This is a genomic window from Streptomyces sp. NBC_00984 (assembly GCF_045162475.1).
GTDB lineage: Bacteria > Actinomycetota > Actinomycetes > Streptomycetales > Streptomycetaceae > Streptomyces.
This window is the reverse complement of the sequence record NZ_CP108734.1, coordinates 4,609,996-4,636,383: the sequence shown is the minus strand read 5'-3', so window position 1 is coordinate 4,636,383 and position 26,388 is coordinate 4,609,996. Positions and strand designations below refer to the sequence as shown.

General features: G+C 69.2%; 25 protein-coding genes and 1 tRNA gene. 14 read left to right on the top strand and 12 right to left on the bottom strand.

The genetic code is table 11. From position 1 onward, the window contains the following. Positions 1-44: 44 nt before the first annotated feature. From OG520_RS20605 to pdhA, 3 genes are read right to left on the bottom strand one after another with little or no spacing between them, the layout of a single operon-like run. Positions 45-1,565: a dihydrolipoamide acetyltransferase family protein gene (locus tag OG520_RS20605; RefSeq protein ID WP_406014115.1), complete on the bottom strand. Its 1,521-nt coding sequence runs from the start codon at positions 1,563-1,565 to the stop codon at positions 45-47. Beyond that, positions 1,565-2,596: an alpha-ketoacid dehydrogenase subunit beta gene (locus OG520_RS20600; protein ID WP_266416932.1), complete on the bottom strand. Its 1,032-nt coding sequence runs from the start codon at positions 2,594-2,596 to the stop codon at positions 1,565-1,567. Before OG520_RS20600 ends, OG520_RS20605 begins: the two co-directional genes overlap by 1 nt. Then, on the bottom strand, positions 2,593-3,756 hold the full coding sequence (gene pdhA / locus OG520_RS20595; RefSeq protein WP_406014114.1) for a pyruvate dehydrogenase (acetyl-transferring) E1 component subunit alpha: 1,164 nt from the start codon (positions 3,754-3,756) through the stop codon (positions 2,593-2,595). The genes OG520_RS20600 and pdhA overlap by 4 nt, the downstream gene beginning before the upstream one ends. Positions 3,757-4,019: 263 nt before the next feature. Here pdhA and OG520_RS20590 point away from each other — a divergent pair, with 263 nt between their 5' ends. Next, a complete protein-coding gene (locus OG520_RS20590; protein WP_399328764.1) occupies positions 4,020-4,526 on the top strand; it encodes an Lrp/AsnC family transcriptional regulator in 507 nt (168 codons plus the stop codon). Positions 4,527-4,593: 67 nt separating this feature from the next. On the opposite strand, the gene OG520_RS20585 is transcribed toward OG520_RS20590, so the two are convergent. Next, on the bottom strand, positions 4,594-5,187 hold the full coding sequence (locus tag OG520_RS20585) for a TetR/AcrR family transcriptional regulator (protein ID WP_399328645.1): 594 nt from the start codon (positions 5,185-5,187) through the stop codon (positions 4,594-4,596). A 123-nt stretch (positions 5,188-5,310) separates the two neighbouring features. On the opposite strand from OG520_RS20585, the gene paaN reads away from it, so the two are divergent. Continuing rightward, the gene (gene paaN, locus OG520_RS20580) at positions 5,311-7,011 is read left to right on the top strand and encodes a phenylacetic acid degradation protein PaaN (RefSeq protein WP_406014113.1); all 1,701 of its coding nucleotides are present in this window, start codon (positions 5,311-5,313) and stop codon (positions 7,009-7,011) included. 51 nt (positions 7,012-7,062) lie between these two features. On the opposite strand, the gene OG520_RS20575 is transcribed toward paaN, so the two are convergent. The 3 genes from OG520_RS20575 to OG520_RS20565 form a co-directional block, all read right to left on the bottom strand. Next, on the bottom strand, positions 7,063-7,701 hold the full coding sequence (locus OG520_RS20575) for a TrmH family RNA methyltransferase (protein ID WP_406016531.1): 639 nt from the start codon (positions 7,699-7,701) through the stop codon (positions 7,063-7,065). A gap of 149 nt (positions 7,702-7,850) precedes the next feature. After that, positions 7,851-9,092 carry an HTTM domain-containing protein gene (locus OG520_RS20570; protein WP_406014112.1) on the bottom strand — a complete coding sequence of 414 codons (1,242 nt, stop codon included), beginning with the start codon at positions 9,090-9,092 and terminating at the stop codon, positions 7,851-7,853. Next, positions 9,089-9,850, bottom strand: coding sequence for a DUF5819 family protein (locus OG520_RS20565; protein ID WP_406014111.1), 762 nt, complete (start codon positions 9,848-9,850; stop codon positions 9,089-9,091). Before OG520_RS20565 ends, OG520_RS20570 begins: the two co-directional genes overlap by 4 nt. Positions 9,851-9,965: 115 nt before the next feature. Between OG520_RS20565 and paaA the strand changes: the two genes are divergently transcribed. The 6 genes from paaA (at position 9,966) to OG520_RS20535 (ending at position 14,892) form a co-directional block, all read left to right on the top strand. After that, positions 9,966-11,000 carry a 1,2-phenylacetyl-CoA epoxidase subunit PaaA gene (gene paaA, locus OG520_RS20560; RefSeq protein WP_399328649.1) on the top strand — a complete coding sequence of 345 codons (1,035 nt, stop codon included), beginning with the start codon at positions 9,966-9,968 and terminating at the stop codon, positions 10,998-11,000. Continuing rightward, the gene (gene paaB / locus OG520_RS20555) at positions 10,997-11,287 is read left to right on the top strand and encodes a 1,2-phenylacetyl-CoA epoxidase subunit PaaB (protein WP_093548044.1); all 291 of its coding nucleotides are present in this window, start codon (positions 10,997-10,999) and stop codon (positions 11,285-11,287) included. The genes paaA and paaB overlap by 4 nt, the downstream gene beginning before the upstream one ends. Next, the gene (gene paaC, locus OG520_RS20550) at positions 11,284-11,985 is read left to right on the top strand and encodes a 1,2-phenylacetyl-CoA epoxidase subunit PaaC (protein ID WP_406014110.1); all 702 of its coding nucleotides are present in this window, start codon (positions 11,284-11,286) and stop codon (positions 11,983-11,985) included. Before paaB ends, paaC begins: the two co-directional genes overlap by 4 nt. Further along, complete coding sequence (gene paaD / locus OG520_RS20545) at positions 11,979-12,485, top strand: 1,2-phenylacetyl-CoA epoxidase subunit PaaD (protein ID WP_385325605.1); 507 nt, start codon at positions 11,979-11,981, stop codon at positions 12,483-12,485. The genes paaC and paaD overlap by 7 nt, the downstream gene beginning before the upstream one ends. Beyond that, positions 12,486-13,544 (top strand): 2Fe-2S iron-sulfur cluster-binding protein, encoded by a 1,059-nt coding sequence (locus OG520_RS20540; protein ID WP_406014109.1) that lies wholly within the window; start codon positions 12,486-12,488, stop codon positions 13,542-13,544. Between the two features lie 148 nt (positions 13,545-13,692). Then, on the top strand, positions 13,693-14,892 hold the full coding sequence (locus OG520_RS20535; protein ID WP_406014108.1) for an acyl-CoA dehydrogenase family protein: 1,200 nt from the start codon (positions 13,693-13,695) through the stop codon (positions 14,890-14,892). Positions 14,893-14,978: 86 nt separating this feature from the next. Here the strand turns inward: OG520_RS20535 and OG520_RS20530 are convergent, their stop codons facing one another. The 4 genes from OG520_RS20530 to OG520_RS20515 all read right to left on the bottom strand — a co-directional run bounded on the left by OG520_RS20530 (position 14,979) and on the right by OG520_RS20515 (position 19,250). Further along, entirely contained in the window at positions 14,979-15,323 is a 345-nt protein-coding gene (locus OG520_RS20530) for a rhodanese-like domain-containing protein (protein WP_399328653.1), read from the bottom strand. Between the two features lie 46 nt (positions 15,324-15,369). Next, a complete protein-coding gene (locus OG520_RS20525) occupies positions 15,370-16,425 on the bottom strand; it encodes a J domain-containing protein (protein ID WP_406014107.1) in 1,056 nt (351 codons plus the stop codon). Positions 16,426-16,483: 58 nt separating this feature from the next. Next, a complete protein-coding gene (locus tag OG520_RS20520; protein ID WP_406014106.1) occupies positions 16,484-17,935 on the bottom strand; it encodes a DUF2252 domain-containing protein in 1,452 nt (483 codons plus the stop codon). A 148-nt stretch (positions 17,936-18,083) separates the two neighbouring features. Beyond that, complete coding sequence (locus OG520_RS20515) at positions 18,084-19,250, bottom strand: hypothetical protein (RefSeq protein WP_406014105.1); 1,167 nt, start codon at positions 19,248-19,250, stop codon at positions 18,084-18,086. A 90-nt stretch (positions 19,251-19,340) separates the two neighbouring features. On the opposite strand from OG520_RS20515, the gene OG520_RS20510 reads away from it, so the two are divergent. Beyond that, positions 19,341-19,811 carry a MarR family winged helix-turn-helix transcriptional regulator gene (locus OG520_RS20510; RefSeq protein WP_385325592.1) on the top strand — a complete coding sequence of 157 codons (471 nt, stop codon included), beginning with the start codon at positions 19,341-19,343 and terminating at the stop codon, positions 19,809-19,811. A gap of 250 nt (positions 19,812-20,061) precedes the next feature. Here OG520_RS20510 and OG520_RS20505 read toward each other — a convergent pair. Then, positions 20,062-20,144, bottom strand: a tRNA-Leu gene (locus OG520_RS20505). Between the two features lie 317 nt (positions 20,145-20,461). Between OG520_RS20505 and OG520_RS20500 the strand changes: the two genes are divergently transcribed. The 5 genes from OG520_RS20500 (at position 20,462) to OG520_RS20480 (ending at position 26,388) form a co-directional block, all read left to right on the top strand. Next, positions 20,462-21,334 carry an FhaA domain-containing protein gene (locus OG520_RS20500; protein WP_406014104.1) on the top strand — a complete coding sequence of 291 codons (873 nt, stop codon included), beginning with the start codon at positions 20,462-20,464 and terminating at the stop codon, positions 21,332-21,334. Positions 21,335-21,344: 10 nt separating this feature from the next. Beyond that, entirely contained in the window at positions 21,345-21,860 is a 516-nt protein-coding gene (locus OG520_RS20495; protein WP_406014103.1) for an FHA domain-containing protein, read from the top strand. 129 nt (positions 21,861-21,989) lie between these two features. After that, on the top strand, positions 21,990-23,501 hold the full coding sequence (locus OG520_RS20490) for a Stp1/IreP family PP2C-type Ser/Thr phosphatase (RefSeq protein ID WP_399328659.1): 1,512 nt from the start codon (positions 21,990-21,992) through the stop codon (positions 23,499-23,501). Between the two features lie 23 nt (positions 23,502-23,524). Continuing rightward, positions 23,525-24,934 carry an FtsW/RodA/SpoVE family cell cycle protein gene (locus OG520_RS20485; protein ID WP_389972436.1) on the top strand — a complete coding sequence of 470 codons (1,410 nt, stop codon included), beginning with the start codon at positions 23,525-23,527 and terminating at the stop codon, positions 24,932-24,934. Beyond that, positions 24,931-26,388: a peptidoglycan D,D-transpeptidase FtsI family protein gene (locus tag OG520_RS20480; protein WP_406014102.1), complete on the top strand. Its 1,458-nt coding sequence runs from the start codon at positions 24,931-24,933 to the stop codon at positions 26,386-26,388. Before OG520_RS20485 ends, OG520_RS20480 begins: the two co-directional genes overlap by 4 nt.

The following is a 26,388-nucleotide window of genomic DNA, read 5'->3' as shown; positions in this document are numbered from 1 at the left end:
GGATCGAGCGAAGGGAGGAAACGGGAGCCCACGCCTGTTTTCGCCTACAACGTGCGCAGCAGCACCGCCGGTTGTTCCACGCAGTCGGCTATGTAGCGCAGGAAGCCGCCCGCCGTGCCGCCGTCACAGACCCGGTGATCGAAGGTCAACGAGAGCTGGACCACCTGGCGCACGGCCAGCTCTCCCCGGTGCACCCAGGGCTTGGGCACGATCCGGCCGACGCCCAGCATCGCCGCTTCGGGGTGGTTGATGATCGGGGTCGATCCGTCGACTCCGAACACCCCGTAGTTGTTCAGTGTGAACGTGCCCCCGGTCAGCTCCGCCGGGGTCAGCCGCCCGGCCCGCGCCGCCTCGGTCAGCCGGAGGATCTCGGCCCCGATCGACTCGGCGTTCCTGGCCTGTGCGTCCCGCACGACGGGGACGACCAGGCCCCGCTCGGTCTGCGCCGCGAACCCGAGATGGACCTCCGGCAACCGCACGATCTCCCGCGCCTCCAGGTCCACCGTGGAGTTGAGCTCGGGGAACCGGGCCAACGCCGCGGTGCAGATACGAGCCAGCAGGGCCAGCACCGACACCTTGGGGCCGGCAGCCGAACCACCGGCGCTGTTCATCGCGGATCTGGCCGCCATCAGCTCGGTGGCATCGGCGTCGACCCAGCACGTGGCGTCGGGGATCTCCCGTCGGCTGCGCGCCAGCTTGTCGGCCACCGCGCCCCGTACACCGCGCAACGGAATCCGATGTGCGGCCGGTCTCGCCGCCGTCAGCGACTGCCCCACCACCCCGGAAGCCAACCCCGACACCGATCCCGACACCGATACCGATCCCGGAACCGACTCCGGAACCGACTCCGTTACCGCCACGGACTCCGCCACGGCCCCCGGCGTCGGGACCGGGGCCACCAGGGGAGCGGCCCTTCCCTCTGCCATCGCCCTGATCGCGGATTCGACATCGGCCCGCAGGATCAGCCCGTCCGGTCCGGAGCCCTCCAGCTGCCGCAGATCAAGGTCATGCTGCCGCGCCAGCTTCCGTACCAGCGGGGAGACGACCGCCACCGGCCCCGGCACCGCATCCGGCACGGGATCGGGATCGGGAACCGGCGCCGGAGCCGCAGGCACCCGTGCGGGAACAGCCGCGGTCACGGCTGCGGGACGGACCCGCCGACGGCGCGCCACCGGCGCACCCGTCCCATACCCGACCAGCACATTGCCGGACGCCTCCACCTCACCGGACCCGGACCCGGACCCACGCGAACCGGACCCTGCTCCCTCATCCGCCCCCTCGCCCACCCCTTCGACCGACCCCACCGGCTGCGCCGATCCCACCGCGACCGCCACCGTCAACAGAGGTGCCCCGACCGGTAGTTCCGAGCCTTCTTCGCCGAACCGTGCGGTCACCACGCCCCCGTACGGGCACGGCACCTCCACCATCGCCTTGGCCGTCTCGACCTCGACGACCGGCTGGTCGATGGCGACGACATCGCCGACCTCCACCAGCCAGCGCACGATCTCCGCCTCGGTGAGCCCCTCGCCGAGGTCCGGCAACTTGAATTCGAGTACCTGGGGCATCAGCTCTCCGCCTCCCACTGCAAGCGGGCGACCGCGTCCAGCACCCGGTCCACGCCCGGGAGATGGTGCTTCTCCTGCATCGGCGGCGGATACGGAATGTCGAACCCGGCGACCCGCAGCACCGGCGCCTCCAGGTGGTGGAAGCAGCGCTCTGTGACCCGGGCCGCGATCTCACCGCCCGGACCGCCGAAACCGGAGGACTCATGGACGACGACCGCACGCCCCGTACGCCGGACGGAAGCGGCAACGGTCTCGTCGTCGAACGGCACCAACGAGCGCAGGTCCACGACCTCCAGGTCCCAGCCCTCTTCGACGGCCGCTTCCGCCGCCTCCATACAGACGGGCAGCGAAGGCCCGTACGTGATCAGCGTTGCGCTGCGGCCCGGCCGGCGGACGACGGCCCGGCCGATCGGCTCCACCGCCACCGGCGCGTCGGGCGACCAGTCCGACTTCGACCAGTAGAGCCGCTTCGGCTCCAGGAACACCACCGGATCGTCGGAGGCGATCGAGGCCCTCAGCAGCCCGTACGCGTCCTCGACCGTGGCGGGCGTGACGACATGGAGGCCGGGTGTCGCCATGTAGTAGGCCTCCGAGGAGTCGCTGTGGTGCTCGACCCCGCCGATCCCGCCGCCGTACGGCACCCGGACCGTGATCGGCAGCGGCATGGCGCCGGCCGTCCGGTTCCGCATCTTCGCGACATGGCTGATGAGCTGCTCGAACGCCGGATAGGCGAAGGCGTCGAACTGCATCTCCACCACGGGCCGCAGCCCGTACATCGCCATGCCCACGGCCGCCCCGAGGATGCCCGCCTCGGCCAGCGGGGTGTCCGTGCAACGGTCCTCGCCGAACTCCTTCGCCAGCCCGTCGGTGATCCGGAAGACCCCGCCGAGCGTGCCGACGTCCTCGCCGAGAACGTGCACCGTCGGGTCCTGTGCCATCGAGTCGCGCAGCGCCCGCCCGAGTGCCTGCGCCATCGTGGCGGGTTTGGCCTTCGCCGTCCGCTCTCCGGCCGTCGCCGCTGCGGTGGTCATCGTCCTTCCTCCACGTCGTCATGGCCGTGCTGGTCCTGCTCGGCGTCCAGTTCGACACGCAACCGGGCTGCCTGCTCCCGCAGTTGTGCGGTCTGTTCCGCGTAGACATGGGCGAACAGGTCCATCGGGTCCAGTACCGGATCGGCGTTCATCCGATCGCGCAGAGCGGCTGCCATCCGCTCCGCGGCCACGCGCGCCTCCTCGATCCCGTCGTCGCCGAGCAGCCCCCGCCCGGTCAGCTCCCGCTCGAGAAGCTGGATCGGGTCGTGCGCACGCCAGGCCTCCACCTCGCTGTCGACGCGGTAGCGAGTGGCGTCGTCGGCGTTCGTATGGGCATCCATGCGGTACGTCACCGCCTCGACGAGCGTCGGCCCGCCGCCGCTGCGGGCCCGCGCCACCGCCTCGCCGAGGACCTGGTACACCGCGGCCGCGTCGTTCCCGTCCACCAGCCGGCCCGGCATCCCGTACCCCACGGCCTTGTGCGCCAGGGACGGCGCGGCGGTCTGCTTCGCCAGCGGTACGGAGATGGCGAAGCCGTTGTTCTGCACGAGAAAGACGACCGGAGCGCGCCAGACGGCCGCGAAGTTCAGCGCCTCGTGGAAATCGCCCTCGCTGGTCCCGCCGTCGCCGACCATGGCGAGCGCCACCACGTCGTCACCCTGGAGGCGCGCCGCGTGTGCCAGCCCGACGGCATGCGGCAACTGGGTGGCGAGGGGGGTGCAGAGCGGTGCGATGCGGTGCTCACGCGGGTCGTAACCGGTGTGCCGGTCGCCACGCAGCAGGGTCAGTGCCTCGACCGGGTCCAGGCCTCGCGCCACCGCCGCAAGCGTGTCCCGGTAGCTGGGAAAGAGCCAGTCCCGCTCCTCCAGCACCAGCGCGGCCGCTATCTCGCAGGCCTCCTGCCCCGTGCTCGACGGGTAGACGGCGAGCCGGCCCTGCTTGGTGAGGGCGGTGGCCTGCGCGTTGTACCTCCGGCCGCGGACCAGCTCCGCATAGAGCCGCAGCAGCAGCTCGGGGTCGGCGTCGGCCACGGCATCCGTACCGAGCACGCGGTACGGCGCGGGGTCCGGGAGCAGCGGCGCGGGATCGGTGAGCGGCTTCCAGGCCGGGGGCGGCGTGGGCCGGTAAGCGGCCGCGCCGGGCAGCTCTTGGACCGTCATGACAAGCACCTCCTGGCATCGAGGGGTTTCGAGCGGCGTCTGTCGGCATCGGGGGATCGTCCGATGCCGAGGGGTGTCGAAATACATCGAAATGTCGAGCGCTGCCGAGGCACGGACGTGGTGTGCCTCACCTACCGATTGTTCGGTCGTGAGCGCATTTTGGCTACAGGCGCCTTCAGCCTGTGGACAAACGGTTCTCCACAGCCTGGGATGGAGGCAGGTCGTCCAGGACAGGGAGGCGGGGACACATGTCAGCTGAACAAATGGCCGACGGGGGCGAGGACCCGGGCCAGGTTCCGCCCGCGCGCCCGCTCGACGCCATCGATCGCCGCATCCTGCGACTGCTCCAGACGGACGGCCGCGCCTCGATACGGTCGGTGGCCGATCGGGTCCATGTGTCCCGGGCCAACGCCTATGCCCGGATCAACCGGCTCATCGACGACGGCGTGATCCGTGGCTTCAGCGCACGGGTGGACCATGAGCGGGCGGGGCAGGGAGCCTCCGCGTACATCACTCTCAAGATTGTCCAGAATTCCTGGCGCACGGTGCGCGAGCAGCTCCAGGCCCTGCCCGGGGCGACTCACATCGCGCTGGTCAGCGGTGACTTCGATGTCCTGCTGCTGGTGCACACCCGGGACAACAGGTCGTTGCGCGAACTGGTACTGACGAGGATCCAGGCCATCCCGGAGGTGCTCTCCACCCGCACGCTTCTGGTGTTCGAGGAGACGGACCTGGCCCCGGGCCCGGACAGGCCCACCGAGCTCGCCTGAGGGCTGCCCGCAGCGGGCGCCAGGAATCCGGGGCGGGACCGGGATTCCTTGTGCGGCCGTCAACGGTTCAACGGCTGGACCGCATCCCCTCGAAGGCCACGCGGACGAGCGTGTCCGCCAGCCGCTCCCCGTCGACTCCGCCGTCGGGCAGCGGCCGATACCACTCCACCAAGGAGTTGACCATTCCGAAGAGCAGCCGGGTCGCCAGCCGTATGTCCACGTCGGAGCGGAGGTCACCGTCCGCGACCGCCGCCTTGAGCAGATCGGTCACCCGCTGGTCGAACTCGCGCCGCCGCTCCATGGCCCAGCGCTCCGTTTTCGTATTGCCCCGTACGCGCAGCAACAGCGTCACGTAGGGCAGTTCGGCTATCAGCACGTCGACGGTGCGCCGGGTGACGTACTCGACCCGCTCGATCGCACGCCCCCGCGTCGCCCCCGGCTCGTCGAGAATTCCGAAGAGCCCGTCCAGCGCCCGGCTGACCGCGCGGCGCAGGAGCTCCTCCTTGCCCGCGACATGGTGGTAGATGGACGACTTGGAAATGCCCGCTGCCTTGGAGAGATGCTCCATGGACGTGCCGTCGTAGCCGCGCTCGTTGAAGACACGGACGGCAACGGTGAGCAGAGTCTCCGGGGTGTACGTGTCCCGCTTGGCCGTGGTCATGTCCGCGATCCTCCCCTACGAGTTGTCCACAGGTTTGGCGGGCCCCCTTGTCCCGACCGATCGTTCGGTTACTCTAACTCTGTCCGCCCGTCCCTGCCCAGCTCGATGAGGAGTTGGTCCGTCATGGCCGCCGAGCTCTCCCCGCACCTGCTGTCCGAGAAGCACCGCCCCACGCTCGACCAGGCCCTCGACGCGATCCGTACGCGTGCCTACTGGTCCCCGCACCCCGAGCATCCGAAGGCATACGGCGAGGGCGGCGCCACCGGCAGCCTGAGCGCCGCCGAGGGCAAGGCCGCCTTCGACGCCGTGCTGAACACCCGGCTCGACCTCGGCCAGCCCGGCACCGACGGCTGGACGGGCGGGGAAGTCTCTCCGTACGGGCCGGAGCTCGGCGTCGAATATCCGCACGCCGACCTGGACGTCCTGCTTCCGTCGATGCGCGCGGGCATGCCCGCCTGGCGTACGGCGGGCCCCGAGACCAGGGCCCTGGTCTGTCTGGAGATCCTCGCGCGGATCAGCGCCAGGACCCACGAGTTCGGTCACGCCGTGATGCACACCAGCGGCCAGGCCTTCATGATGGCGTTCCAGGCGGGCGGCCCGCACGCCCAGGACCGCGGCCTGGAGGCGGTGGCGTACGCGTACGAGGAGCAGATCCGCACCCCGCGGAGCGCCGACTGGTCCAAGCCGCAGGGCAAGCGCGACCCGCTCCAGCTGCAGAAGTCGTTCACCGCGGCGCCACGCGGCATCTCGCTGCTGATCGGCTGCAACACCTTCCCCACGTGGAACGGCTACCCCGGCCTCTTCGCCTCCCTGGCCACCGGCAATCCCGTCCTGGTCAAACCGCACCCACGCGCCGTGCTTCCGCTCGCGCTCACGGTGCAGCTGGCCCGCGAGGTGCTCGCCGAGGCGGGCTTCGATCCCAACCTGGTCGCCCTGGCCGCCGAGCGACCGGGCGAAGGCATCGCGAAGACGCTTGCCCTCCGCCCCGAAATCAAGATCATCGACTACACCGGGTCCACCGCCTTCGGCGACTGGCTGGAGACCAACGCCCGCCAGGCCCAGGTCTACACGGAGAAGGCCGGCGTCAACACGATCGTCCTCGACTCCACGGACGACTACCGCGGCATGCTGTCCAACCTGGCGTTCTCCCTCTCCCTGTACAGCGGCCAGATGTGCACGACCCCGCAGAACCTGCTGATCCCCCGGGACGGCATCACCACCGACGCCGGCGAGAAGACGTACGACGAAGTGGTCGCCGACATCGCCGCCGCCGTCACCGGCCTGCTGGGCGACGACACCCGGGCGAACGCACTGCTCGGCGCCCTGGTCAACCCCGATGTGAAGGCCCGCCTGGAAGCAGCCGCGGATCTGGGCGAGGTCGCCCTGCCCTCCCGCGAGGTGGCCAACCCGGAATTCCCCGACGCCGTGGTCCGCACCCCCACCGTCGTCAAGCTGGACGCCACCAAGCCGGACGACGAGGAGCACTTCCTGTCGGAGTGCTTCGGCCCGGTCGCCTTCGTGGTAGCGGTCGACTCGACGGCCGACGCCGTTGAGCTGCTCCGCCGCACGGTGCGCGACCAGGGCGCGATGACGGTCGGCGCGTACACCACCTCACCGGAGGTGGAACGCGCGGTGGAAGACGTCTGCCTGGACGAATCGGCCCAGCTGTCGCTGAATCTGACCGGCGGGGTGTACGTCAACCAGACCGCGGCCTTCTCCGACTTCCACGGCTCGGGCGGCAACCCGGCGGCGAACGCGGCGCTGTGCGACGGAGCCTTCGTGTCCAACCGCTTCCGGATGGTGGAAGTCCGCCGCCAGGCATGACCCGGCGAGGGTTGGGGGCGGAGCCCCGCCCCCAACCCAGACCGGTCGGTCTTAGTTCCCCGCCTCGGGAATCTCCGCATACCTCTGCACCCACGCGTGCATGGCGATGGCGGCCGCGGCCCCCGCGTTGATCGACCGCGTCGACCCGAACTGCGCGATGGAGCACACCATCGCCGCGTGCTTACGGGCCTCCTCGGTGAGCCCGGGACCTTCCTGCCCGAAGAGCAGTACACAGCGCCGCGGCAGCTCGGTCCGCTCCAGCGGCACCGCGCCCGGCAGATTGTCGATCCCGATGATCGGCAGACCCTCGGCCTCGGCCCACGCGGTCAGCGACTCGGTGTCGGGGTGATGCCGCACATGCTGGTAGCGGTCGGTGACCATCGCACCGCGCCGGTTCCAGCGCCGCCGCCCCACGATATGGATCTCCTTGGCGAGAAAGGCGTTCGCCGTGCGCACCACGGAGCCGATGTTGAAGTCGTGGCCCCAGTTCTCGACCGCGACATGGAAGTCGTGCCGCCGTAGATCCAGATCGGCGACGATCGCCTCCCGGGTCCAGTACCGGTAGCCATCGCCCACGTTGCGCCGGTCGCCGTGGGCGAGCAGCTCGGGGTCGTACCGCTCGTCCACGGGCCATGGCAGCGGGTGGGGTCCGACGCCGATCTCCGTCCCGAACCCGTCGTCGTACTGCATCGGTTCCGCCGAGGCACCGGGCTCCTCCGGCAGACCGGGCTCCGTCCCCGCCACGGATGCGAGGGGCGCATCGAGTCCGACGGCCTCCTCGTCCAACGATTCGCCGCCGCTACTGCCCGCGCGGCCCGTGCTGCCACTCTCACTACTGCTCACCCGACGAGCGTATGACCCCCGTCGCCGCTGTGCTGCGGGGCCTCCTCGTCATCGGCGCCACGCCGCTGCCCGGGGACCTCGACCCTGCCCGGGAACAGCCGCTCCCGGGCGAGGGTCACCCGGCCGCCGAGCCACACCAGGAAGACGGTCGGCAGGAAGACGGAGTCGGCGGCGATCATCGCCATGGAGAAGAAGGGCAGCCCGAGCAGCAGGGCGATGCCGGCGTGCTCACACATCATGCCGACGAGCAGAACGTTCTTGACCCGCCGGTTGAACAGGGTGAAGGGAAACGCGACCTGAACGATGACCGTGCCGTACGTAAGCAGCATCACCATCACACCGCTGGAGGCGAGGATGTCCGACAGTCCGGGCCAGGGCGTGAAGTAGTCGAGCTTGAGCGGGTAGTACAGCGCCGTACCGTCCTGCCACCGCGAACCCTGGATCTTGTACCACCCCGCGGTGGCGTAGATCAGACAGACCTCGGCCATGATCACGACGAGGGTCGCGTTGTGGGCGAGGTTGGCGACGACATCGAGCAGGGTGCGCGATTCGCTGTGCGGTGCGTAACGGTTCACAGCCCACCAGGCGCCCTCGCCGACCCAAAGGACCCAGAGAAGAGTCGGCAGCCACCAGGTGCCGCCGAGCCCATCGGTCATGCCGGCCACGATCAGAACGAGGCCGAGCACCACCCAGAGGACCGTCCCGGCCACATTCCCCCGCACCGGGCGCCGAGGATCGTCCGCTCCCGCACGCGCCCGCCGCGCCGCCCGCCGCGCATCCAACGACCAGACCCGCCCGCAGCGCGTGAGCATCAGGTAGATCGCCATGAGATGGATGACGTTGTCGCCGCCGTCGCCCATGAAGATGCTGCGGTTCTGCAGGGAAAGCACTCCGGCCATGAAGAGGACCGACATGGCGCGGGTGTGCCAGCCGACCATCAGCAGCGCCGCGGAGATCAGCGCGACCGCGTACACGATCTCGAACCAGACCGTGCTGTCCGACCACATGAGTGCGGTGAATGCCTGATTGCCGGATATGAGCTGCTGCGCCATGTCCCAGCGCCACGGGGCGTCGGGTCCGTACATCTCGTGGCGGTGCGGCAGTTCGCGCAGCAGGAAGAACAGATAGGTGGCCGAGAAGCCGATCCGGATGACGGCACTCTGATACTGGCCGAAGGACGTGGAGGTGACGCGCTGGATACCGCGGGCGATCTTGCGGTCGACGGCGAACGTACTCACTTGTCCGCCCCCTTGGCGCTCTCGGGAAGGTCTGCGTCAGTTACCGTCCACCACGGCAGTACCCGGTAGGACGGCCTCGTACTGATCTTCTCCTCGCTCCATGCGGGCGCCGCGACGGACCGCACCTCGGAACGGACCTGGATGCGCTCGACGGTGCCGCCGTAGTCGTGTTCACCGAGGCGCAGCATCACGATGCGGCGGATGTAACGCTCGGAGAGCTGACCGCGGAGGCCGTTGGCCCGGTTCTCGTTGTCGTGGGAACTGACGTAGAAGTCCCAGCCGCGCCGGAGTTCGTTCTGATGGACGTGACTGGGGAGAAGACTGCCGCGTATCGCCTTGCCGTCCTCACCGGAAAGGCTCATCCAGGAGGTGGTGCGGCGCCCGTCGGCGCCGGATATCTCGGCTCGTACGTGAATGGCGATGTTCTGCTGAAGCGGGTTCGGGGCGAAGAGCTTCCAGTTCTGCTCGAACTCGGGATAGATCCATTCGTCGACCGCTTCGCCGTGCTGCTTGGTCATGGTGTTGGAGGGGGCGACGTGCAGAAACACCATGGCCAGCTGTCCACAGGTGACCAGCCCGATGACGGACAGCGCAACCGCGGCAACGATCTGGTAAGGAAGCGACAGGGCGGCCATTCCGCCACGAGGACCTGATTCAGGCCCCTGACCAGCGTCGGAAGATATTTCTTCCTGCTGATCCGGCCCCGGCTCGGCAGCCCCGTTCCCACTTTCGGCGCCCCTGTCGTCGTACGAATCCATCCCGCCCCGATCCCCGTCGATCCCCGGTCAGTTATCCACAGGGTTGACACCCTACGGGCCGCCGACTCACCATTGAAGACATTGGACCGAACGATCGGTCGGTAGGGAGCCCGGGATGGCGGCAGTGACTGCGGACCAGACAGCGCAGGCGGGAGCGGACAGGCCCGAAGGGGCGGACGAGGTCCTGGAGGCGGCATTCGACGCCGCGGTGGCGGCCGACGAGCGCATTGAGCCACGCGACTGGATGCCCGATGCGTACCGCGCCTCGCTGGTCAGGCAAATGGCCCAGCATGCCCACTCCGAAATCATCGGCATGCAGCCGGAGGCCAACTGGATCTCGCGGGCGCCCTCGCTGCGGCGCAAGGCGATCCTGATGGCCAAGGTGCAGGACGAGGCGGGTCACGGGCTCTACCTGTACAGCGCGGCGGAGACCCTCGGCACCGGCCGCGAGGAACTGCTCGACAAACTTCACGCGGGCCGCCAGAGGTATTCATCGATCTTCAACTACCCGACGCTGACCTGGGCGGACGTCGGCGCGATCGGCTGGCTCGTGGACGGCGCCGCGATCACCAACCAGGTGCCGCTGTGCCGCTGCTCGTACGGCCCGTACGCCCGCGCGATGGTCCGCATCTGCAAGGAGGAGTCCTTCCACCAGCGCCAGGGGTACGAGCTGCTGCTCACCCTCAGCCGCGGCACGCCGGCGCAGCACGAAATGGCGCAGGACGCGGTGAACCGCTGGTGGTGGCCGTCCCTGATGATGTTCGGCCCGCCGGACGACGCATCGGCCCACTCGACGCAGTCGATGGCCTGGAAGATCAAGCGCCACTCCAACGACGAGCTGCGGCAGCGCTTCGTGGACATCTGTGTCCCGCAGGCCGAGGCGCTGGGTCTCACCCTCCCGGACCCGGACCTCCGGTGGAACGAGGAGCGCGGACAGCACGACTTCGGGGCGATCGACTGGAAGGAGTTCCAGGAGGTCCTCAAGGGCAACGGCCCGTGCAACGAACAGCGCCTCACCCAGCGCCGCCGGGCGCACGAGGACGGCGCCTGGGTCCGGGACGCGGCGGCTGCCTACGCCGGGAAACGCACAGCAGCACAAGCACACGCAGCACCACACACAGCAGCGGGGAACGGGGAGGCGACAGCATGAGCAGCTCGACCGAATGGCCACTGTGGGAGGTGTTCGTGCGTTCGCGCCGCGGCCTTTCCCACACCCACGCGGGCAGCCTGCACGCCCCGGACGCCGAGATGGCCCTGCGCAACGCGCGCGATCTGTACACGCGCCGTTCCGAGGGCGTCTCCATCTGGGTGGTCCCGTCCGCACAGGTCACGGCGTCCTCGCCGGACGAGAAGGACTCCTTCTTCGAACCGGCCGGCGACAAGCCTTACCGGCATCCGACGTTCTACGAGATCCCGGAAGGGGTGAAGCACCTGTGACCGCGGCCCTCGCCCTGGGCGACGACGCGCTGGTGCTCTCGCACCGGCTGGGGGAGTGGGCGGGTCATGCGCCCGTGCTGGAAGAAGAAGTGGCCCTGGCCAACATCGCCCTGGACCTGCTGGGGCAGGCCCGGATACTCCTCTCCCTGGTCGGGGACGAGGACGAGCTGGCGTATCTGCGCGAGGAACGCGCCTTCCGCAACGTCCAGCTGGTCGAGCAGCCGAACGGCGACTTCGCCCACACCATCGCCCGCCAGCTCTACTTCTCCACCTACCAGCGGCTGCTGTACGAGCAGCTGGCATCGGGCGAGAACGCGTTCGCCGGCCTGGCGGCGAAGGCCGTCAAGGAGGTCGCGTACCACCAGGACCACGCGGAGCACTGGACACTGCGGCTCGGCGACGGCACGGACGAGAGCCATGACCGGATGCAGCGCGCCGTGGATGCCCTGTGGCGGTTCACCGGCGAGCTGTTCGAGCCCGTCGAGGGGGTGGAGGTCGACTGGCAGTCGCTGCACAGCGGCTGGCTGGAGTCCGTTTCCGCGGTGCTGGAGCGGGCCACGCTGACACTGCCGGCCGGTCCGCGGTCCGGGGCGTGGACGGCGGGTGCGGGACGCCAGGGCATCCACACCGAACCCTTCGGCCGCATGATCGCCGAGATGCAGCATCTGCATCGCAGCCACCCGGGGGCGTCATGGTGACCGAGACCGTCCTGGAGAAGGAGCTGCACCGCCTCGCAGGCTCCGTGCCCGATCCCGAACTGCCCGTGCTGACCCTGGACGAGCTGGGGGTGCTCCGGGGCGTGGATGTTCTCGCCCCCGGCAAGGTCACCGTGCGGCTCACCCCGACCTACACCGGCTGCCCTGCGATCGAGGCGATGTCCTCCGACATCGAGCGGGTGCTGCACGACCACGGCATACCGGAGGTCTCCGTGGTCACCGTGCTCTCACCGGCCTGGTCCACGGACGACATCAGCGCGGAAGGACGGCGCAAGCTGGCCGAGTTCGGCATAGCGCCCCCACGCCCGCACGATGCCACGACCGGCGCGGGCGGTCCGGTGCCGCTCACGCTCTCGGTGCGCTGCCCGCACTGCGGCTCGACCGATACGGAGCTGCTGAGCCGGTTCTCCTCCACCGCGTGCAAGGCGCTGCGCCGCTGCGTGACATGCCGCGAACCGTTCGACCACTTCAAGGAGTTGTAGATGTTCCATCCGCTCCGGGTCCGCACGATCGAACGGCTCACGGACGATTCGGTGGCCGTCACCCTCGCCGTGCCGCCCGAGTTGCGCGAGACCTTTCGCCACAAGCCCGGCCAGCACCTCAATGTGCGGTACACGGTCGACGGCGAGGAGATCCGCCGCTCGTACTCGATCTGCTCCCCTGCCACCGAGGAACCGGATGATCCGGTACTGCGTGTGGGCATTCGGCTCGTCGACGGCGGCGTGTTCTCCACGTACGCCCTGAAGGAACTCGCCGTCGGTGACCTGGTCGAGGCGATGCCTCCGATGGGCCGCTTCGTGCTGGCGCCCCGCGCCGGACACTTCGCGGCGATCGTGGGCGGCAGCGGAATCACGCCGGTCCTGTCCATCGCGGCCACGTTGCTGGCGCGGGAACCCGATGCCCATTTCTGCCTGATCCGCAGCGACCGGACAGCGCTCTCGACGATGTTCCTGGACGAGGTCGCCGACCTCAAGGATCGCTACCCGGACCGGTTCCAGCTGGTCACGGTACTCTCCCGGGAGGAGCAGCAGGCAGGTCTCCCCTCCGGCCGGCTGGACCGGGACCGTCTCACCGGACTGCTGCCCGCGCTGCTACCGGTGACCGAGGTGGACGGCTGGTATCTCTGCGGGCCATTCGGACTGATCCGGGCCGCGGACCAGGCGCTGCGCGGCCTCGGCGTCGACCGGCCCCGCATCCACCAGGAGATCTTCCATGTGGACGACGGACCGAGCACATCCGTCCGCCCCCGGGCCGAAACACCCGCTCACAGCAGGCTCACCGCCACCCTGGACGGCCGTTCCGGCACCTGGCCGGTGGAAGAGGGCGAATCGCTGCTGGAGACCGTGCTGCGCAGCCGCGCCGACGCACCGTACGCCTGCAAGGGCGGGGTGTGCGGGACCTGCCGGGCGTTCCTGGTCTCGGGCGACGTGCGGATGGACCGCAACTTCGCGCTGGAGCCCGAGGAGACAGATGCGGGTTATGTGCTGGCGTGCCAGTCGCATCCGGCCACTCCGGAGGTGGAGCTCGACTTCGACCGCTGACCGCGCCGCCTCGCCTCTCCCTGTCTCCTGATCCTCCCCTGCTGCCTCTCCCGCTCCTCCTCCTGTTCCCTTCTCGTAGAACCTGTTCTATCTTGACGGCCCGTCACATTCGGGCACAGGGACAATCGGTCAGCGGGAGGCCAGGGCAGTGGACTTCACCTTCACCGAGGAACAGCAGGCGGCCACGGAGGCAGCACGAGCGGTCTTCTCGGGAGTCGCACCGGACGGAATTCCCAGCCCCGCCCTCGTGCCGGGCGCGGTGGCCGAGGACATCGACCGCCCGCTGTGGGCCCGGCTTGCCGCGAGCGATCTGCTGAGCCTGACGCTGTCGCCGGAGCACGGCGGGGCCGGGCTCGATCTCGTCGCGCTCTGTCTGGTGTTGCGCGAGTCAGCCAAGGTGCTCGCGAGAGTGCCGTTGCTGGAGACGTGCGCGGTCGCGATGGCGCTCCAGCGGTACGGAGACCCGCGGCTGGCCGCCCAGTTGCTGCCCAAGGCCGGCCGAGGGGAGCTGGTCCTCACCGTCGGGGCCAACGGCCGCTCCGGCCACGATCCGGCCGAACTCGCCGTCACCGCCCGCCGGGAGGCGACAGCAGGAATCGTCCCGACGGACGAAACCCCCGGCACAGCCGTCGGCGACGGTGCCGGAGATCTTGCCGGCTGGGTGCTCGACGGGACGCAGTCGGCAGTGCCGTGGGCGCAGGCGGCGGACTGGATCGCGATTCCGGCCCACACGGACGAGGGCCGGGCGGTGGTCGCCCTGATCCAGCCCGCCCAGGACGGCGTCACTCTGGCAGAGCAGGTCTCCACCAGCGGTGAACGGTTCGCCGAAGTCCGGCTGGAGTCGGTACGGATCGACGGCAGCGCGCTGATCGACGGAGCCGGGGCCTGGGAGTGGCTGCGCGCCCTCCTCACCGCCGGAACGTGCGCGCTCGCACTTGGCCTGGGTGAGGCCGTGCTCGCCATGACGAGCGAATACACCGGCAAGCGCGAGCAGTTCGGCTTCCCGGTGGCGACCTTCCAATCCGTCGCGGTACAGGCCGCGGACCGGTACATCGACCTACGGGCCATGGAAGTGACGCTCTGGCAGGCGGCCTGGCGGATCTCCACCGGAGCCGACGGGATGCTGCCTGCCGAGGGCGACATCGCCGTGGCGAAGATCTGGGCCTCGGACGGTGTCCGCCGGGTCGTGCAGACGGCACAGCATCTGCACGGCGGTTTCGGAGCGGACACGGACTATCCGCTGCACCGCTTTCACGCCTGGGCCAAGCAGATCGAGTTGTCCCTCGGTCCGGCAGCGGCACACGAGGAGGCACTGGGCAGCCTTCTGGCCGCACACCTCCTCGGCTGACACCGGTCGAACGGCAAGGGCGCCCAGCGAACGGCCAAGCCGCCGCACAACCATGAACCAGCTCCCCGGCGGAGCGGCTCCCCGGCTCAGAGCACGAAGGCCGGGTTGTCGTCGTCCGTGACCATCGGGCGTCCGGCGCCGTCCCAGGCCAGCATCCCGCCGTCGATGTTCACGGCATCGATGCCCTGCTGCACCAGGTACTGGGTGACCTGGGCCGACCGGCCACCGACCCGGCACATCACATGCACGCGCCGGCCGTCGTCGGCGGCTTCGGTCAGCTCACCGAAGCGGGCCACGAAGTCACTCATCGGGATGTGCAGAGCGCCCTCGACATGCCCGGCCGCCCACTCGTTGTCCTCCCGGACGTCCAGCACAAAGCCGTCCGACGGCACCGCCGCGACATCCACCGAGGGCAGCGGGGCGAAATTCATGGGTCATGCCTTCTCTCGTACGTACGCTCCTGAGTCACCTGGAACGCTACTGCACCATGGACGCCAGCTCCGCCTCGCGCTGCGCGACCTCGCCCAGCAGCTGCTCGGCGATCTCGTCGAGCAGCCGGTCCGGATCGTCCGGCGCCATCCGCAGCATGGCCCCGATGGCGCTCTTCTCCAGCTCCTGGGCGAGCACCGTCAGAAGTTCCTTGCGCTGGGTCAGCCAGTTCAGCCGGGCGTAGAGCTCCTCGCTCTCACTGAGCTCCGCCTCCGGAGCCACCGGACCCGCCGCCCATTCCTGCGCCAACTCGATCAGGAGAGCCTCGTCCCCCCGCCCGTACGCGGCGTTCACGCGGGCGATGAACTCGTCCCGGCGGGCCCGCTCCGTCTCGTCCTGCGCCAGGTCCGGGTGGGCCTGGCGTGCCAGGTCGCGGTAGAGCTTGCGCGCCTCCTCGGTCGGCCGGACCCGCTTGGGCGGCCGGACCGGCTGCTCGGTCAGCATCGCCGCGGCCTCGGGGGACAGCCCGTCGGAATCGATCCAGTCGTGAAACAGCTCGTCGACGCCCGGCATCGGCATGACGATCGCCCGTGCCTCCTGCGCCTTGCGGATGTCCTCCGGATCGCCCGTCCTGGCGGCCCGAGCCTCCGCGATCTGCGCATCCAGCTCGTCGAGGCGGGTGTACATGGGCCCGAGCTTCTGGTGATGCAGCCGGGAGAAGTTCTCGACCTCGACCCGGAAGGTCTCCACCGCGATCTCGAACTCGATCAGCGCCTGCTCCGCCGCCCGAACCGCCTTCGCGAGCCGGGCCTCGGGCCGCTCACCTTCAGCACGACCGCCCGTCCCCCCGCCGGCGTCCCCGCCCGCTGCCTCGTCGGGAGCCCCGTCTCCGGCGCCGCCCGCGGCGGTGCCGGAGCCACCTTCGTCACCGGCCCCAGGACCGGCGCCGGTGTCCGTACCGGCACCGGCCGGCCGACCGTGCTGCTCCGGCGGCTCGCCCCGCCCGTACTGCTCGTTCCGGGCATGCTGCTCGCGCTGCCGGTCGTTGTCCTGCCGGTCATCGTCGTTCCGGGTGGTCGGCACCCCGGCGGCTTCGTGGGTCACCCGTCCAGCGTATGGCCACGGCCCACGTCCCAAGGACGCACGGTCGGCCCGATGCCCCTCAGACGCCCAGTTCGGCGGCTATCCGCCCCGAACCGATGGCCCGCACCAACTCCGCGTGGTCCGCCTCCGTACGGTCCGCGTAGGTCACCGCGAACGCCGCCACCGCCTCGTCCAGTTCCTCGTTCTTGCCGCAGTAGCCCGCGATCAGTCTCGGATCCGCGCTGTGCGCGTGGGCACGTGCCAGCAACGCACCGGTCATCCGGCCGTAGTCGTCGACCTGATCGGCCGCCAGTGCCGCTGGATCCACGCTGCCCTTGCGGTTCCTGAACTGCCGTACCTGGAACGGGCGTCCGTCCACCGTCGCCCAGCCCAGCAGGATGTCGCTGACGACCTGCATCCGCTTCTGCCCGAGCACCACCCGACGCCCCTCGTGCGCCACCTCCGGCACATCGAAGCCGACAGCCGGCAAGTACGGCGCCAGCACGGAGGGCCGCGCCTCCTTCACCTGCAGCACCAGGGGCTCACCGCGGTGATCGAGCAGGAGCACCACGTACGACCGGGTGCCGACGCTCCCGGTACCGACCACCCGGAACGCCACGTCGTGGATCGCGTACCGGGCAAGGAGCGGAACCCGGTCCTCCGAGATCGTGCCCAGGTAGTCGCCGAGTCCCGCCGCGACCGCCGCGGCCTCCTCGTCCGGCACCCGCCGCAGCACCGGTGGCGCGTCGATGAAGCGGCGTCCGCCGTCCCCGGAATCCTCGGTGGACTTGGCCGCGAAGCGGGCGCTGGTGTTGTTACGGGCCTTCTCCGAGACCCGCTCCAGAGTGCCGAGGAGATCCCGCGCGTCCGTGTGCGAGACCAACTCCTCGTCCGCGATGGCGTTCCAGGCGTCGAGCGCGGGCAGTTTGGCCAGCAGCCGCATCGTCCGCCGGTACGCGCCCACCGTGTCGTACGCGCCCTGCCGGCAGGTCTCCTCGTCCGCCCCGGCCTCACGCCCCGCAAGCACCAGCGAGGTGGCCAGACGCTTGAGGTCCCACTCCCACGGGCCGAACACGGTCTCGTCGAAGTCGTTCAGATCGATGACCAGGCTGCCCCTCGCATCGCCGTACAGCCCGAAATTGGCCGCGTGCGCATCGCCGCAGAGCTGGGCACCCACCCCACTGACCGGCGTGCCCACCAGATCATGGGCCATCAGCCCGGCCGAGCCGCGCAGAAAGGCAAAGGGGGTGGCCGCCATCCGCCCCACCCGGATCGGGGCGAGGGAGGGCACTCTGCCCAGGCTCGACTCCTCGACCGCCCGCACCGCGTCGGGCCGCCCGGCCGGAAGGTCCAGGAACGCGTGCGAGGCCCTGGGCACCCGCTCCCGCACCGCTTTGCCCGCCTTCCTCGACGGCCGCTGCGCGCCCCCGCCCGCCCCGGCCGCCCTCCGCGCGAATCCGGGCACGACCGGAATGCGCGGATCACCAGACACAGACCGCTGAACCGGCACTGTCGCTTCGATGTCACCCATGGCGCGCAGCCTCCCCCGCCCTCGCCCTGCGCTCCCGGCCCGACGCCCTGTCGCAGATCAATTGCGACGAAGGTACCGCCGTCGGCCGAATGCCGTCTGCCCCTGTGGAAAACGCACCTTGCGACCTGTGGACAACGATCCGTCCTGGTCAGACACCGACGGTCTCTTCCATCTCCGCCTCGATCTCCTCCTCGATCTGCGGCTCGGCGCCCACCCCGGTCCGGGTTCCGGCCCCGGTCCTGGCGGCGTGCTTCGGCCCATGGGCTCCGCCGGCCTCGACAGAACTGGCGACGGCGTCGGTGCCGGCCGCTGCCGTCTCCACCGCGGCCTGCCGCCGCCTCGACTCCGACCACCCCGCCAGCCCCATCAGGGCCAGGCCCGCCACGAACCAGAGCGCGAGCACCAGCACATGTCCGCCCAGCGCGTGTCCGCCGAAGTACACATGGCTGCGTACGCCCTCGACGAAGCCCGCGCCGTTCCAGAAGGAGTGCAGCGAAGCGAAGAATCCGGGCTGCAGTTCGGGCCGGAAGATGCCGCCGGAGCTGGTGAAGTTGAGCATCACGAACAGCACTATCAGCCCGAGCGTCGTCCAGCGCTTGAGGAAGGTGTGCAGTCCGACGCCGATCAACAGGATGCCCGCGGAGTAGAGCCAGGCCATCGCCCACAGACCGCCGAGCCCATGGTCCACCAGGCCGAACAGCGGCCCCGCGAACACCACTCCGATCACGCTCACCACCAGCGACGCGGCAACAGCCAGTGCGGCCCTGATCCGCAGCGCCAGCACGGCGCCCGCGCCGCCGATGACCGCGACCGAGGCGTACGAGCCGATACTCACCGCGACCAGCAGGAAGAAGATGCCCTGGCCGGTCGGATCGCCGTCCGCGGTCGGTGCCGTGTCCGTCACCTTCAGCGGGTCGCCCTGTTCGGCGGCAACCTTGGTGAACACCTTCTCGACCACCGTGGCACTGGTGTCGGAGGACGCACTGGCCACGAGCAGCTCGGGGTGCTTGCCCGGCAGGTAGGCGCCGTAACTCGCCTGCGTCCTGAGGTGGTCCACGGCCGCGGCGCGGTCGGGAACGGTACGCACGCTCAGCGCCCCGTCGCTCTTGTCCTGCAGTGTCTGCGCGAGCACCTGCGCGCTCGGCCCGGACCCGACCACGTCCACCCGAAGATCGTGCGGCTCCGGGGCGTGAAAGGCCCCGAGGTAGGCGAGCCCCATGCCGATGCACATCAGCAGCGGCGTGACGAAATGGCCCAGCACATGGCGGAGGGCGGCGGCGGTGGAGCCGGCGGCGGCACTCGGGCCTGCGGACATTCGGAACACTCCAATAGTTGGCTTTTACAACCTTTAACTCGTTGTACTATACAACTGAAACCCCGGAACCGCGAGACGGAAGGCGAAACCGTGCCAGGCACCCCCGAGGAGCGCGAAGAGTCGCTGGACGTCATCCAGCGTGAACTGACTGCCTTCGCGCGCCGCGCACGGGCCGCGGCGGCCCGCCTCCACCCGGAGCTCCCCCTGGTCTCGTACACACTGCTGGCGCACATCGAAGACCGGCACGGCTGCCGCGCGACCGATCTGGCCGCGCACTACATGCTGGACAAATCGACGGTCAGCCGACAGATCGGCACCCTGGAGAAACTGGGACTGGTCGAGCGCCACCCGGACCCCGACGACCACCGGATCCAGGTGCTGCACCCCACCGCGGCCGGAACCCAGGCCCTCGCCTCCACACAGGCCAGTCGCCGCACGGCCTACCAGGAGCGCCTCGCGGACTGGACGGAGGAAGATCTCGCCCGGTTCGCGGAATACCTGCTGCGCTACAACTCGGCGGGCAACACCATCACGGCCGCCCCGCAGACGCCGACGGCCTGATCCGACCCCAGGCCCCGGACAGCGGCTCGCGGAACCAGGACTCCGCGAGCCCCATCGCCCCCTCGACCCTCCTCGGCCCCACGAGGCGGTCACCCCTCAGCCCCACAAGCCCCATACGCCACGTACGACTCGTATAGCTCGTAAGCCCCACCGTCCCGCAGGACGCCTCGAATCAGACGTTTCACGTGAAACAAGAATCCGGGAACGAAGAAGCCCCACAGACCGTTTGGCCTGTGGGGCTTCTCTCTTGTGCGCGAGGGGGGATTTGAACCCCCACGTCCCTAAGGACACTGGCACCTGAAGCCAGCGCGTCTGCCGTTCCGCCACTCGCGCAAGAGTGGTGTTTTCAGAGACTCTCTCACCGTTTGGTGCGAGTCCCTGGCGACATCCGGAAGATTAGCACGCTGGACAGGGTGGATTCACATCCGTTGTTTCACCGACCGGCTGAAGGGAAGCGGGAACGCCGAGCGGTCGCCCCCACTCCTCCTCTGTGCACCCCGGGTGCGGGACACTGTGAGGAGGCCGCCTCTACGATCCGTGTGAGAGGTGACACTCATCCACAGGGCAGACAAGGGGAACCAGCCGATTTCCCGACGCGTGGATACGATCAGTAAGCAGTACAGGGACGACTACAACGGAGGAGGTGCCCCATGGGAGTCATGAAGCGTTTCGAGCAGCGTCTCGAAGGTCTGGTCAACGGCACCTTCGCCAAGGTCTTCAAGTCCGAGGTCCAGCCGGTCGAGATCGCAGGAGCCCTCCAGCGCGAGTGCGACAACAACGCGACGATCTGGAACCGCGAACGGACCGTCGTCCCCAACGACTTCATCGTCGAGCTCAGCACCCCTGACTACGAGCGACTCAGCCCGTACTCCGGCCAGTTGGGCGACGAACTCTCCGGGCTGGTCCGCGACTACGCCAAGCAGCAGCGGTACACCTTCATGGGCCCCATCAAGGTCCACCTGGAGAAGGCCGACGACCTCGACACCGGGCTCTACCGGGTGCGCAGCCGCACCCTGGCGTCGAGTTCGTCACAGCAGGACCCCCAGGGCCACCAAGGACTGCAGGGCCAGCCTCCCTACCCGGGTCCGGGCCGGTCCGCGCAACCCACCAGCGGCTACGGATACCCGCCCAGCTCCGCCCCTCCCATGCCCGCGGCCCCGCCGCCGCCGGGTGCCGGAAGGCCCGGAGCAGCCAGCACCGACCGGCACCCGCCGGCCGGGCCCAGCCCCCTGCCGAACGCGCAGGTGCGACGCTGGATCGAGATCAACGGCACCCGCCATCAGATCTCCCGCCCGACGCTGGTGCTGGGACGCAGCACCGACGCCGACGTGCGGATCGACGACCCCGGCGTATCGCGTCGGCACTGTGAGATCCGGACCGGAACGCCCTCGACGATCCAGGATCTCGGGTCTACCAATGGCATCGTGGTAGACGGGCAGCACACCACCCGCGCTACGCTCCGCGACGGCTCGCGGATCGTCGTGGGCAGCACCACCATCGTTTACCGGCAAGCCGAAGGGTGAAGCGGGGGCAATGTCAGAGCTGACCCTGACGGTCATGCGGCTAGGTTTCCTGGCTGTTCTGTGGCTGTTCGTGATCGTGGCCGTCCAGGTCATCCGCAGCGACCTGTTCGGAACGCGCGTCACGCAGCGCGGCTCACGCCGCACTGCGAACGACGCGCGGCCTCCACAGGCACGCCAGAATGCCGCGGCACCGCCGCAGCAACGCCAGCAGCCAGGGCGCCAGCGCCGGGGGGCACCCACAAAGCTGGTCGTCTCCGAAGGCAGCCTCACCGGCACCACGGTGGCGCTCCAGGGGCAGACCATCACGCTGGGCCGGGCGCACGATTCAACGATCGTGCTGGACGACGACTACGCGTCCAGCAGGCATGCCAGGATCTACCCCGACCGTGACGGCCAGTGGATCGTCGAGGATCTCGAGTCCACCAACGGCACGTATCTCGACCGGACCCGACTCACCACCCCGACACCTGTTCCGCTGGGCGCGCCGATCCGGATCGGCAAGACCGTCATCGAGCTGCGGAAGTAGTACGACAATGAGCGAGCGGAGCGAGCGAGCCGCGGCAGTCCGGGCAACGGACCCCGCCCGGCTCCCGACCGGAGGGTGGGCAGTGTGGCTCGAGACCGGCTGTACCCCGAGCCGACGGGCGAGGTGCGCATGAGTCTTTCCCTGCGCTTCGCCGCCGGATCGCACAAGGGCATGATCCGGGAGGGCAACGAGGACTCCGGCTACGCCGGCCCGCGCCTTCTCGCCATCGCCGACGGCATGGGCGGCCAGGCAGCCGGCGAGGTCGCCAGCTCCGAGGTGATCTCCACGCTCGTCCAGCTCGACGACGACGTCCCGGGCTCGGACATCCTCACCTCGCTCGGTACGGCGGTCCAGCGGGCCAACGACCAACTGCGCATGATGGTCGAGGAGGACCCCCAGCTGGAGGGCATGGGCACCACGCTCACCGCCCTGCTCTGGACCGGCCAGCGCCTCGGCCTCGTCCACGTCGGCGACTCCCGCGCGTACCTGCTGCGCGACGGCGTACTCACCCAGATCACCCAGGACCACACCTGGGTGCAGCGGCTGGTCGACGAGGGCCGGATCACCGAGGAAGAGGCCACCACCCACCCGCAGCGCGCCCTGCTGATGCGTGCGTTGGGCAGTGGCGACCATGTCGAACCCGATCTCTCCATCCGTGAGGTCCGGGTCGGCGACCGCTACCTGATCTGCTCCGACGGGCTGTCCGGCGTCGTCTCCCACCAGACGATGGAAGAGACGCTCGCCAGCTACCAGGGCCCCCAGGAGACCATCCAGGAGCTGATCCAGCTCGCCCTGCGCGGCGGCGGCCCCGACAACATCACCTGCATCGTCGCCGACGTCCTCGACGTCGACAGCAACGACACCCTGGCCGCGCAGTTCAACGACACCCCGGTCATCGTCGGCGCTGTCGCCGAGAACCAGGCCGCTCAGATGTCCGCCGCCGAGAGCACGGCCGCCATGCAGACCCCCGCCGGACGGGCAGCCGGCCTCGGCCGCCCCGTACCGCCGCCCGCGGGGGGCTTCGGCCCGCCGGGAAGCGGCGACGGCGTCGACGGCGGCTACGGCGGGATGCCCGACGGCTCCTTCGACGCGTACACCGACGACGACTTCGTGAAGCCCGGCGGCGGCCGCAAGTGGCTGAAGAGGTCCCTCTACACCGTGCTGGCGCTCGCCGTCATCGGCGGCGGCCTCTACGGCGGCTACCGCTGGACCCAGAACCAGTTCTACGTCGGCGCGAAGAACGAACACGTCGCGCTGTTCCGCGGCATCAGCCAGGACCTGGCCTGGGTCTCGCTCTCGAAGGTCGAGAAGGACCACCCCGAGATCGAACTCAAGTACCTCCCGCCCTACCAGCGCAAGCAGGTCAAGGCGACCATCGCCGAGGGCGGCCTGGCCGCCGCCCAGGAGAAGATCGGCGAACTCGCTCTCCAGGCATCCGCCTGCCAGAAGAACGCAGAACGACGTGCCGCCGAGAAGGCCAGCGCCGACGAGGGCCAGGCACCGGGTACGGACGCTGCCAAGACATCCAGTGGCGCCAAGACGTCCGATGCCGCCAAGACCAAGCCGACCAAAACTCCCACTCCTGGTCCCAGCCTCTCGGAGGAAGAGAAAAAGCTGGTCCCGCAGTGCGGTAAGCAGTAAAGCCGTAGGGGGCCTTCAGCACCATGAGCGTTGTCACCAACACGACCACGATCGGCGCCATCGACGCACCGAGCCGCCGCAACACCGAACTGATGATGATGGTCTTCGCCATCGCCATCTCGGTGTTCGCCTACGCCAATGTCGGGCTCGCCATCGACGGCAAGCTCCCGTCCGGCATGTTCGGATACGGAGCCGGACTCATCCTGCTCGGAGGCGTCGCCCACCTCGTGGTGCGCAAGTTCGCGCCGTACGCGGATCCGCTGCTACTCCCGCTCGCCACCCTGCTCAACGGCCTGGGGCTGGTGCTGATCTGGCGGCTGGACCAGTCGCAGCGACTGATCCAGCGCGCGGAGTCTCAGTACGGCGCCTACAGCCCGGACGCTCCCAAGCAGCTGCTGTACTCGGCGATCGGTGTCGCTTTCTTCGTCGCCGTGCTGGTGATCCTCAAGGACCACCGCATCCTGCAGCGCTACACCTACATCTCGATGGCCGTGGCGCTGGTCCTGCTGGTCCTGCCGATGTTCTTTCCGGCGGTGAACGGCGCGAAGATCTGGATCAGCCTCGGCCCGTTCACGATCCAGCCGGGAGAGTTCGCCAAGATCCTTATCGCGGTGTTCTTCTCCGGCTATCTCATGGTGAAGCGTGACGCACTGGCGCTGGCCAGCCGCCGATTCATGGGGATGTATCTGCCGCGCGGGCGGGACCTCGGACCGATCATCACCATCTGGGCCCTGTCGATCCTGGTCCTGGTCTTCGAGACCGACCTCGGCACCTCGCTGCTGTTCTTCGGTCTTTTCGTGGTGATGCTCTACGTCGCCACCGAGCGGACCAGCTGGATCGTCTTCGGCCTGCTGATGTCCGCGGTGGGCGCCGTGGGTGTGGCGTCCTTCGAGCCGCACGTGCAGTCCCGTGTGAACGCCTGGCTCGACCCGTTCGCCAAGGCGACGTGGGCCCAGAGCGAACAGCTCGCCCAGTCGCTGATGGCCTTCGGTTCCGGCGGCACGCTCGGCACCGGGCTCGGCCAAGGCCATTCGGACCTTATCCTTTTCGCCGCCAACGCCGACTTCATCCTCGCCACCGTCGGCGAAGAGCTGGGTCTGGCCGGGATGATGGCCGTCCTGCTGATCTACGGCCTGATCGTCGAGCGGGGCGTACGCACAGCACTGGCCGCCCGTGACCCCTTCGGCAAGCTGCTCGCCATCGGGCTGTCAGGAGCCTTCGCGATCCAGATCTTCGTGGTCGCCGGCGGTGTCATGGGGCTCATTCCGCTCAGCGGTATGACCATGCCGTTCCTTGCGTACGGTGGTTCGTCCGTGTTGGCCAACTGGGCACTGATCGCCATTCTGATCCGGATCAGCGACACCGCTCGCCGCCCCGCACCGGCACCCGCACCGTCCCCTGACGCCGAGATGACCCAGGTGGTCCGACCGTGAACAAGCCACTGCGCCGGATCGCGATCTTCTGCGGCTTCCTCATCCTCGCCCTGCTCGTGCGGACCAACTACCTCCAGTACGTCCGTGCCGACGAGCTGAACAGCCGCGACGAGAACCGTCGCGTCCGCATCGAGCGTTACGCCCACGAGCGCGGCAACATCATCGTCGACGGCAACCCCGTCACCGGGTCCGTCGAGACCAAGGGCAGCGACTTCAAGTACAAGCGGGTCTGGAAGAACGGCCCCATGTGGGCCCCCGTCACCGGCTACTCCTCGCAGGCCTTCGACGCCTCGCAACTGGAGAACCTCGAGGACGGCATCCTCACCGGCAACGACGACCAGCTCTTCTTCGACCGCACCCTCTCGATGTTCACCGGCGAGAAGAAGCAGGGCGGCAACGTCGTCACCACCCTGAACGGCGCCGCGCAGAAGGCCGCGTTCAAGGGGCTCGGCAGCAAGAAGGGCGCCGTGGCCGCGCTCGACCCGCAGACCGGCGCCATCCTGGCCCTGGTCAGCACCCCTTCGTACGACCCCTCGGTCTTCGCGGGCAACTCCGACAAGGACAGCAAGGCCCGCAAGAAGCTCCTTGACGACAAGGACAAGCCGATGCTCAACCGGGCATTGCGCGAGACCTACCCGCCCGGCTCGACCTTCAAGGTCGTCACCGCCGCCGCGGCTCTGGAGAACGGGCTGTACAAGGGGATCGACGACAAGACCAACTCCCCGCTGCCCTGGCGGCTCCCGCTGACCACCGGCGACCTCGCCAACGAGGGCAACATCCCGTGCGAGAACGCCTCGCTCCGGGAAGCGCTGCGGTGGTCCTGCAACACCGTCTTCGGCAAGATCAGTGACGATCTCGGCAACCAGAAGATGATCGACGAGGCCAACAAGTTCGGCTTCAACAAGGAGATCTTCACTCCGGTACGCGCCGACGCCAGCGTCTACCCCAAGGACAACCGGCCGCAGAACGCCATGGCCGGCATCGGCCAGGCGTCCAACCGCGCCACCCCGCTCCAGATGGCGATGGTCGCCTCGGCCGTCGCCAACGACGGCAAGCTGATGCAGCCGTACATGGTCGCCGAGCGCCAGTCCCCCAGCCTCGACGCGATCTACACCCACGAGAAGGAGCAGTTCAGCCAGCCGCTCTCGGGCGAGAACGCGCAGAAGCTCCAGCAGATGATGGAGACCGTCGTCGAGAACGGCACGGGAAAGAACGCCCAGATCCCCGGCGTCACCGTCGGCGGCAAGACGGGTACGGCCCAGCACGGTCTGAACAACAGCGAGAATCCGTACGCCTGGTTCATCTCCTACGCCAAGACCGACAGCGGCTCTCCGGTCGCCGTCGCCGTGGTCGTCGAGGACAGTCAGGCCAACCGCGATGACATCTCCGGCGGCGGCCTGGCCGCCCCGATCGCACAGGCAGTAATGAAGGCGGTCATCGACAGCAAGAAGTGA

Bases quoted from the DNA above. Each gene is read 5' to 3' on its own strand.
- OG520_RS20605 (WP_406014115.1), bottom strand. From the start codon at position 1,565: ATGCCCCAGGTACTCGAATTCAAGTTGCCGGACCTCGGCGAGGGGCTC.
- OG520_RS20600 (WP_266416932.1), bottom strand. From the start codon at position 2,596: ATGACCACCGCAGCGGCGACGGCCGGAGAGCGGACGGCGAAGGCCAAA.
- pdhA (WP_406014114.1), bottom strand. From the start codon at position 3,756: ATGACGGTCCAAGAGCTGCCCGGCGCGGCCGCTTACCGGCCCACGCCG.
- OG520_RS20590 (WP_399328764.1), top strand. From the start codon at position 4,020: ATGGCCGACGGGGGCGAGGACCCGGGCCAGGTTCCGCCCGCGCGCCCG.
- OG520_RS20585 (WP_399328645.1), bottom strand. From the start codon at position 5,187: ATGACCACGGCCAAGCGGGACACGTACACCCCGGAGACTCTGCTCACC.
- paaN (WP_406014113.1), top strand. From the start codon at position 5,311: ATGGCCGCCGAGCTCTCCCCGCACCTGCTGTCCGAGAAGCACCGCCCC.
- OG520_RS20575 (WP_406016531.1), bottom strand. From the start codon at position 7,701: ATGCAGTACGACGACGGGTTCGGGACGGAGATCGGCGTCGGACCCCAC.
- OG520_RS20565 (WP_406014111.1), bottom strand. From the start codon at position 9,850: ATGGATTCGTACGACGACAGGGGCGCCGAAAGTGGGAACGGGGCTGCC.
- paaA (WP_399328649.1), top strand. From the start codon at position 9,966: ATGGCGGCAGTGACTGCGGACCAGACAGCGCAGGCGGGAGCGGACAGG.
- paaB (WP_093548044.1), top strand. From the start codon at position 10,997: ATGAGCAGCTCGACCGAATGGCCACTGTGGGAGGTGTTCGTGCGTTCG.
- paaD (WP_385325605.1), top strand. From the start codon at position 11,979: ATGGTGACCGAGACCGTCCTGGAGAAGGAGCTGCACCGCCTCGCAGGC.
- OG520_RS20540 (WP_406014109.1), top strand. From the start codon at position 12,486: ATGTTCCATCCGCTCCGGGTCCGCACGATCGAACGGCTCACGGACGAT.
- OG520_RS20530 (WP_399328653.1), bottom strand. From the start codon at position 15,323: ATGAATTTCGCCCCGCTGCCCTCGGTGGATGTCGCGGCGGTGCCGTCG.
- OG520_RS20520 (WP_406014106.1), bottom strand. From the start codon at position 17,935: ATGGGTGACATCGAAGCGACAGTGCCGGTTCAGCGGTCTGTGTCTGGT.
- OG520_RS20515 (WP_406014105.1), bottom strand. From the start codon at position 19,250: ATGTCCGCAGGCCCGAGTGCCGCCGCCGGCTCCACCGCCGCCGCCCTC.
- OG520_RS20500 (WP_406014104.1), top strand. From the start codon at position 20,462: ATGGGAGTCATGAAGCGTTTCGAGCAGCGTCTCGAAGGTCTGGTCAAC.
- OG520_RS20495 (WP_406014103.1), top strand. From the start codon at position 21,345: ATGTCAGAGCTGACCCTGACGGTCATGCGGCTAGGTTTCCTGGCTGTT.
- OG520_RS20490 (WP_399328659.1), top strand. From the start codon at position 21,990: ATGAGTCTTTCCCTGCGCTTCGCCGCCGGATCGCACAAGGGCATGATC.
- OG520_RS20485 (WP_389972436.1), top strand. From the start codon at position 23,525: ATGAGCGTTGTCACCAACACGACCACGATCGGCGCCATCGACGCACCG.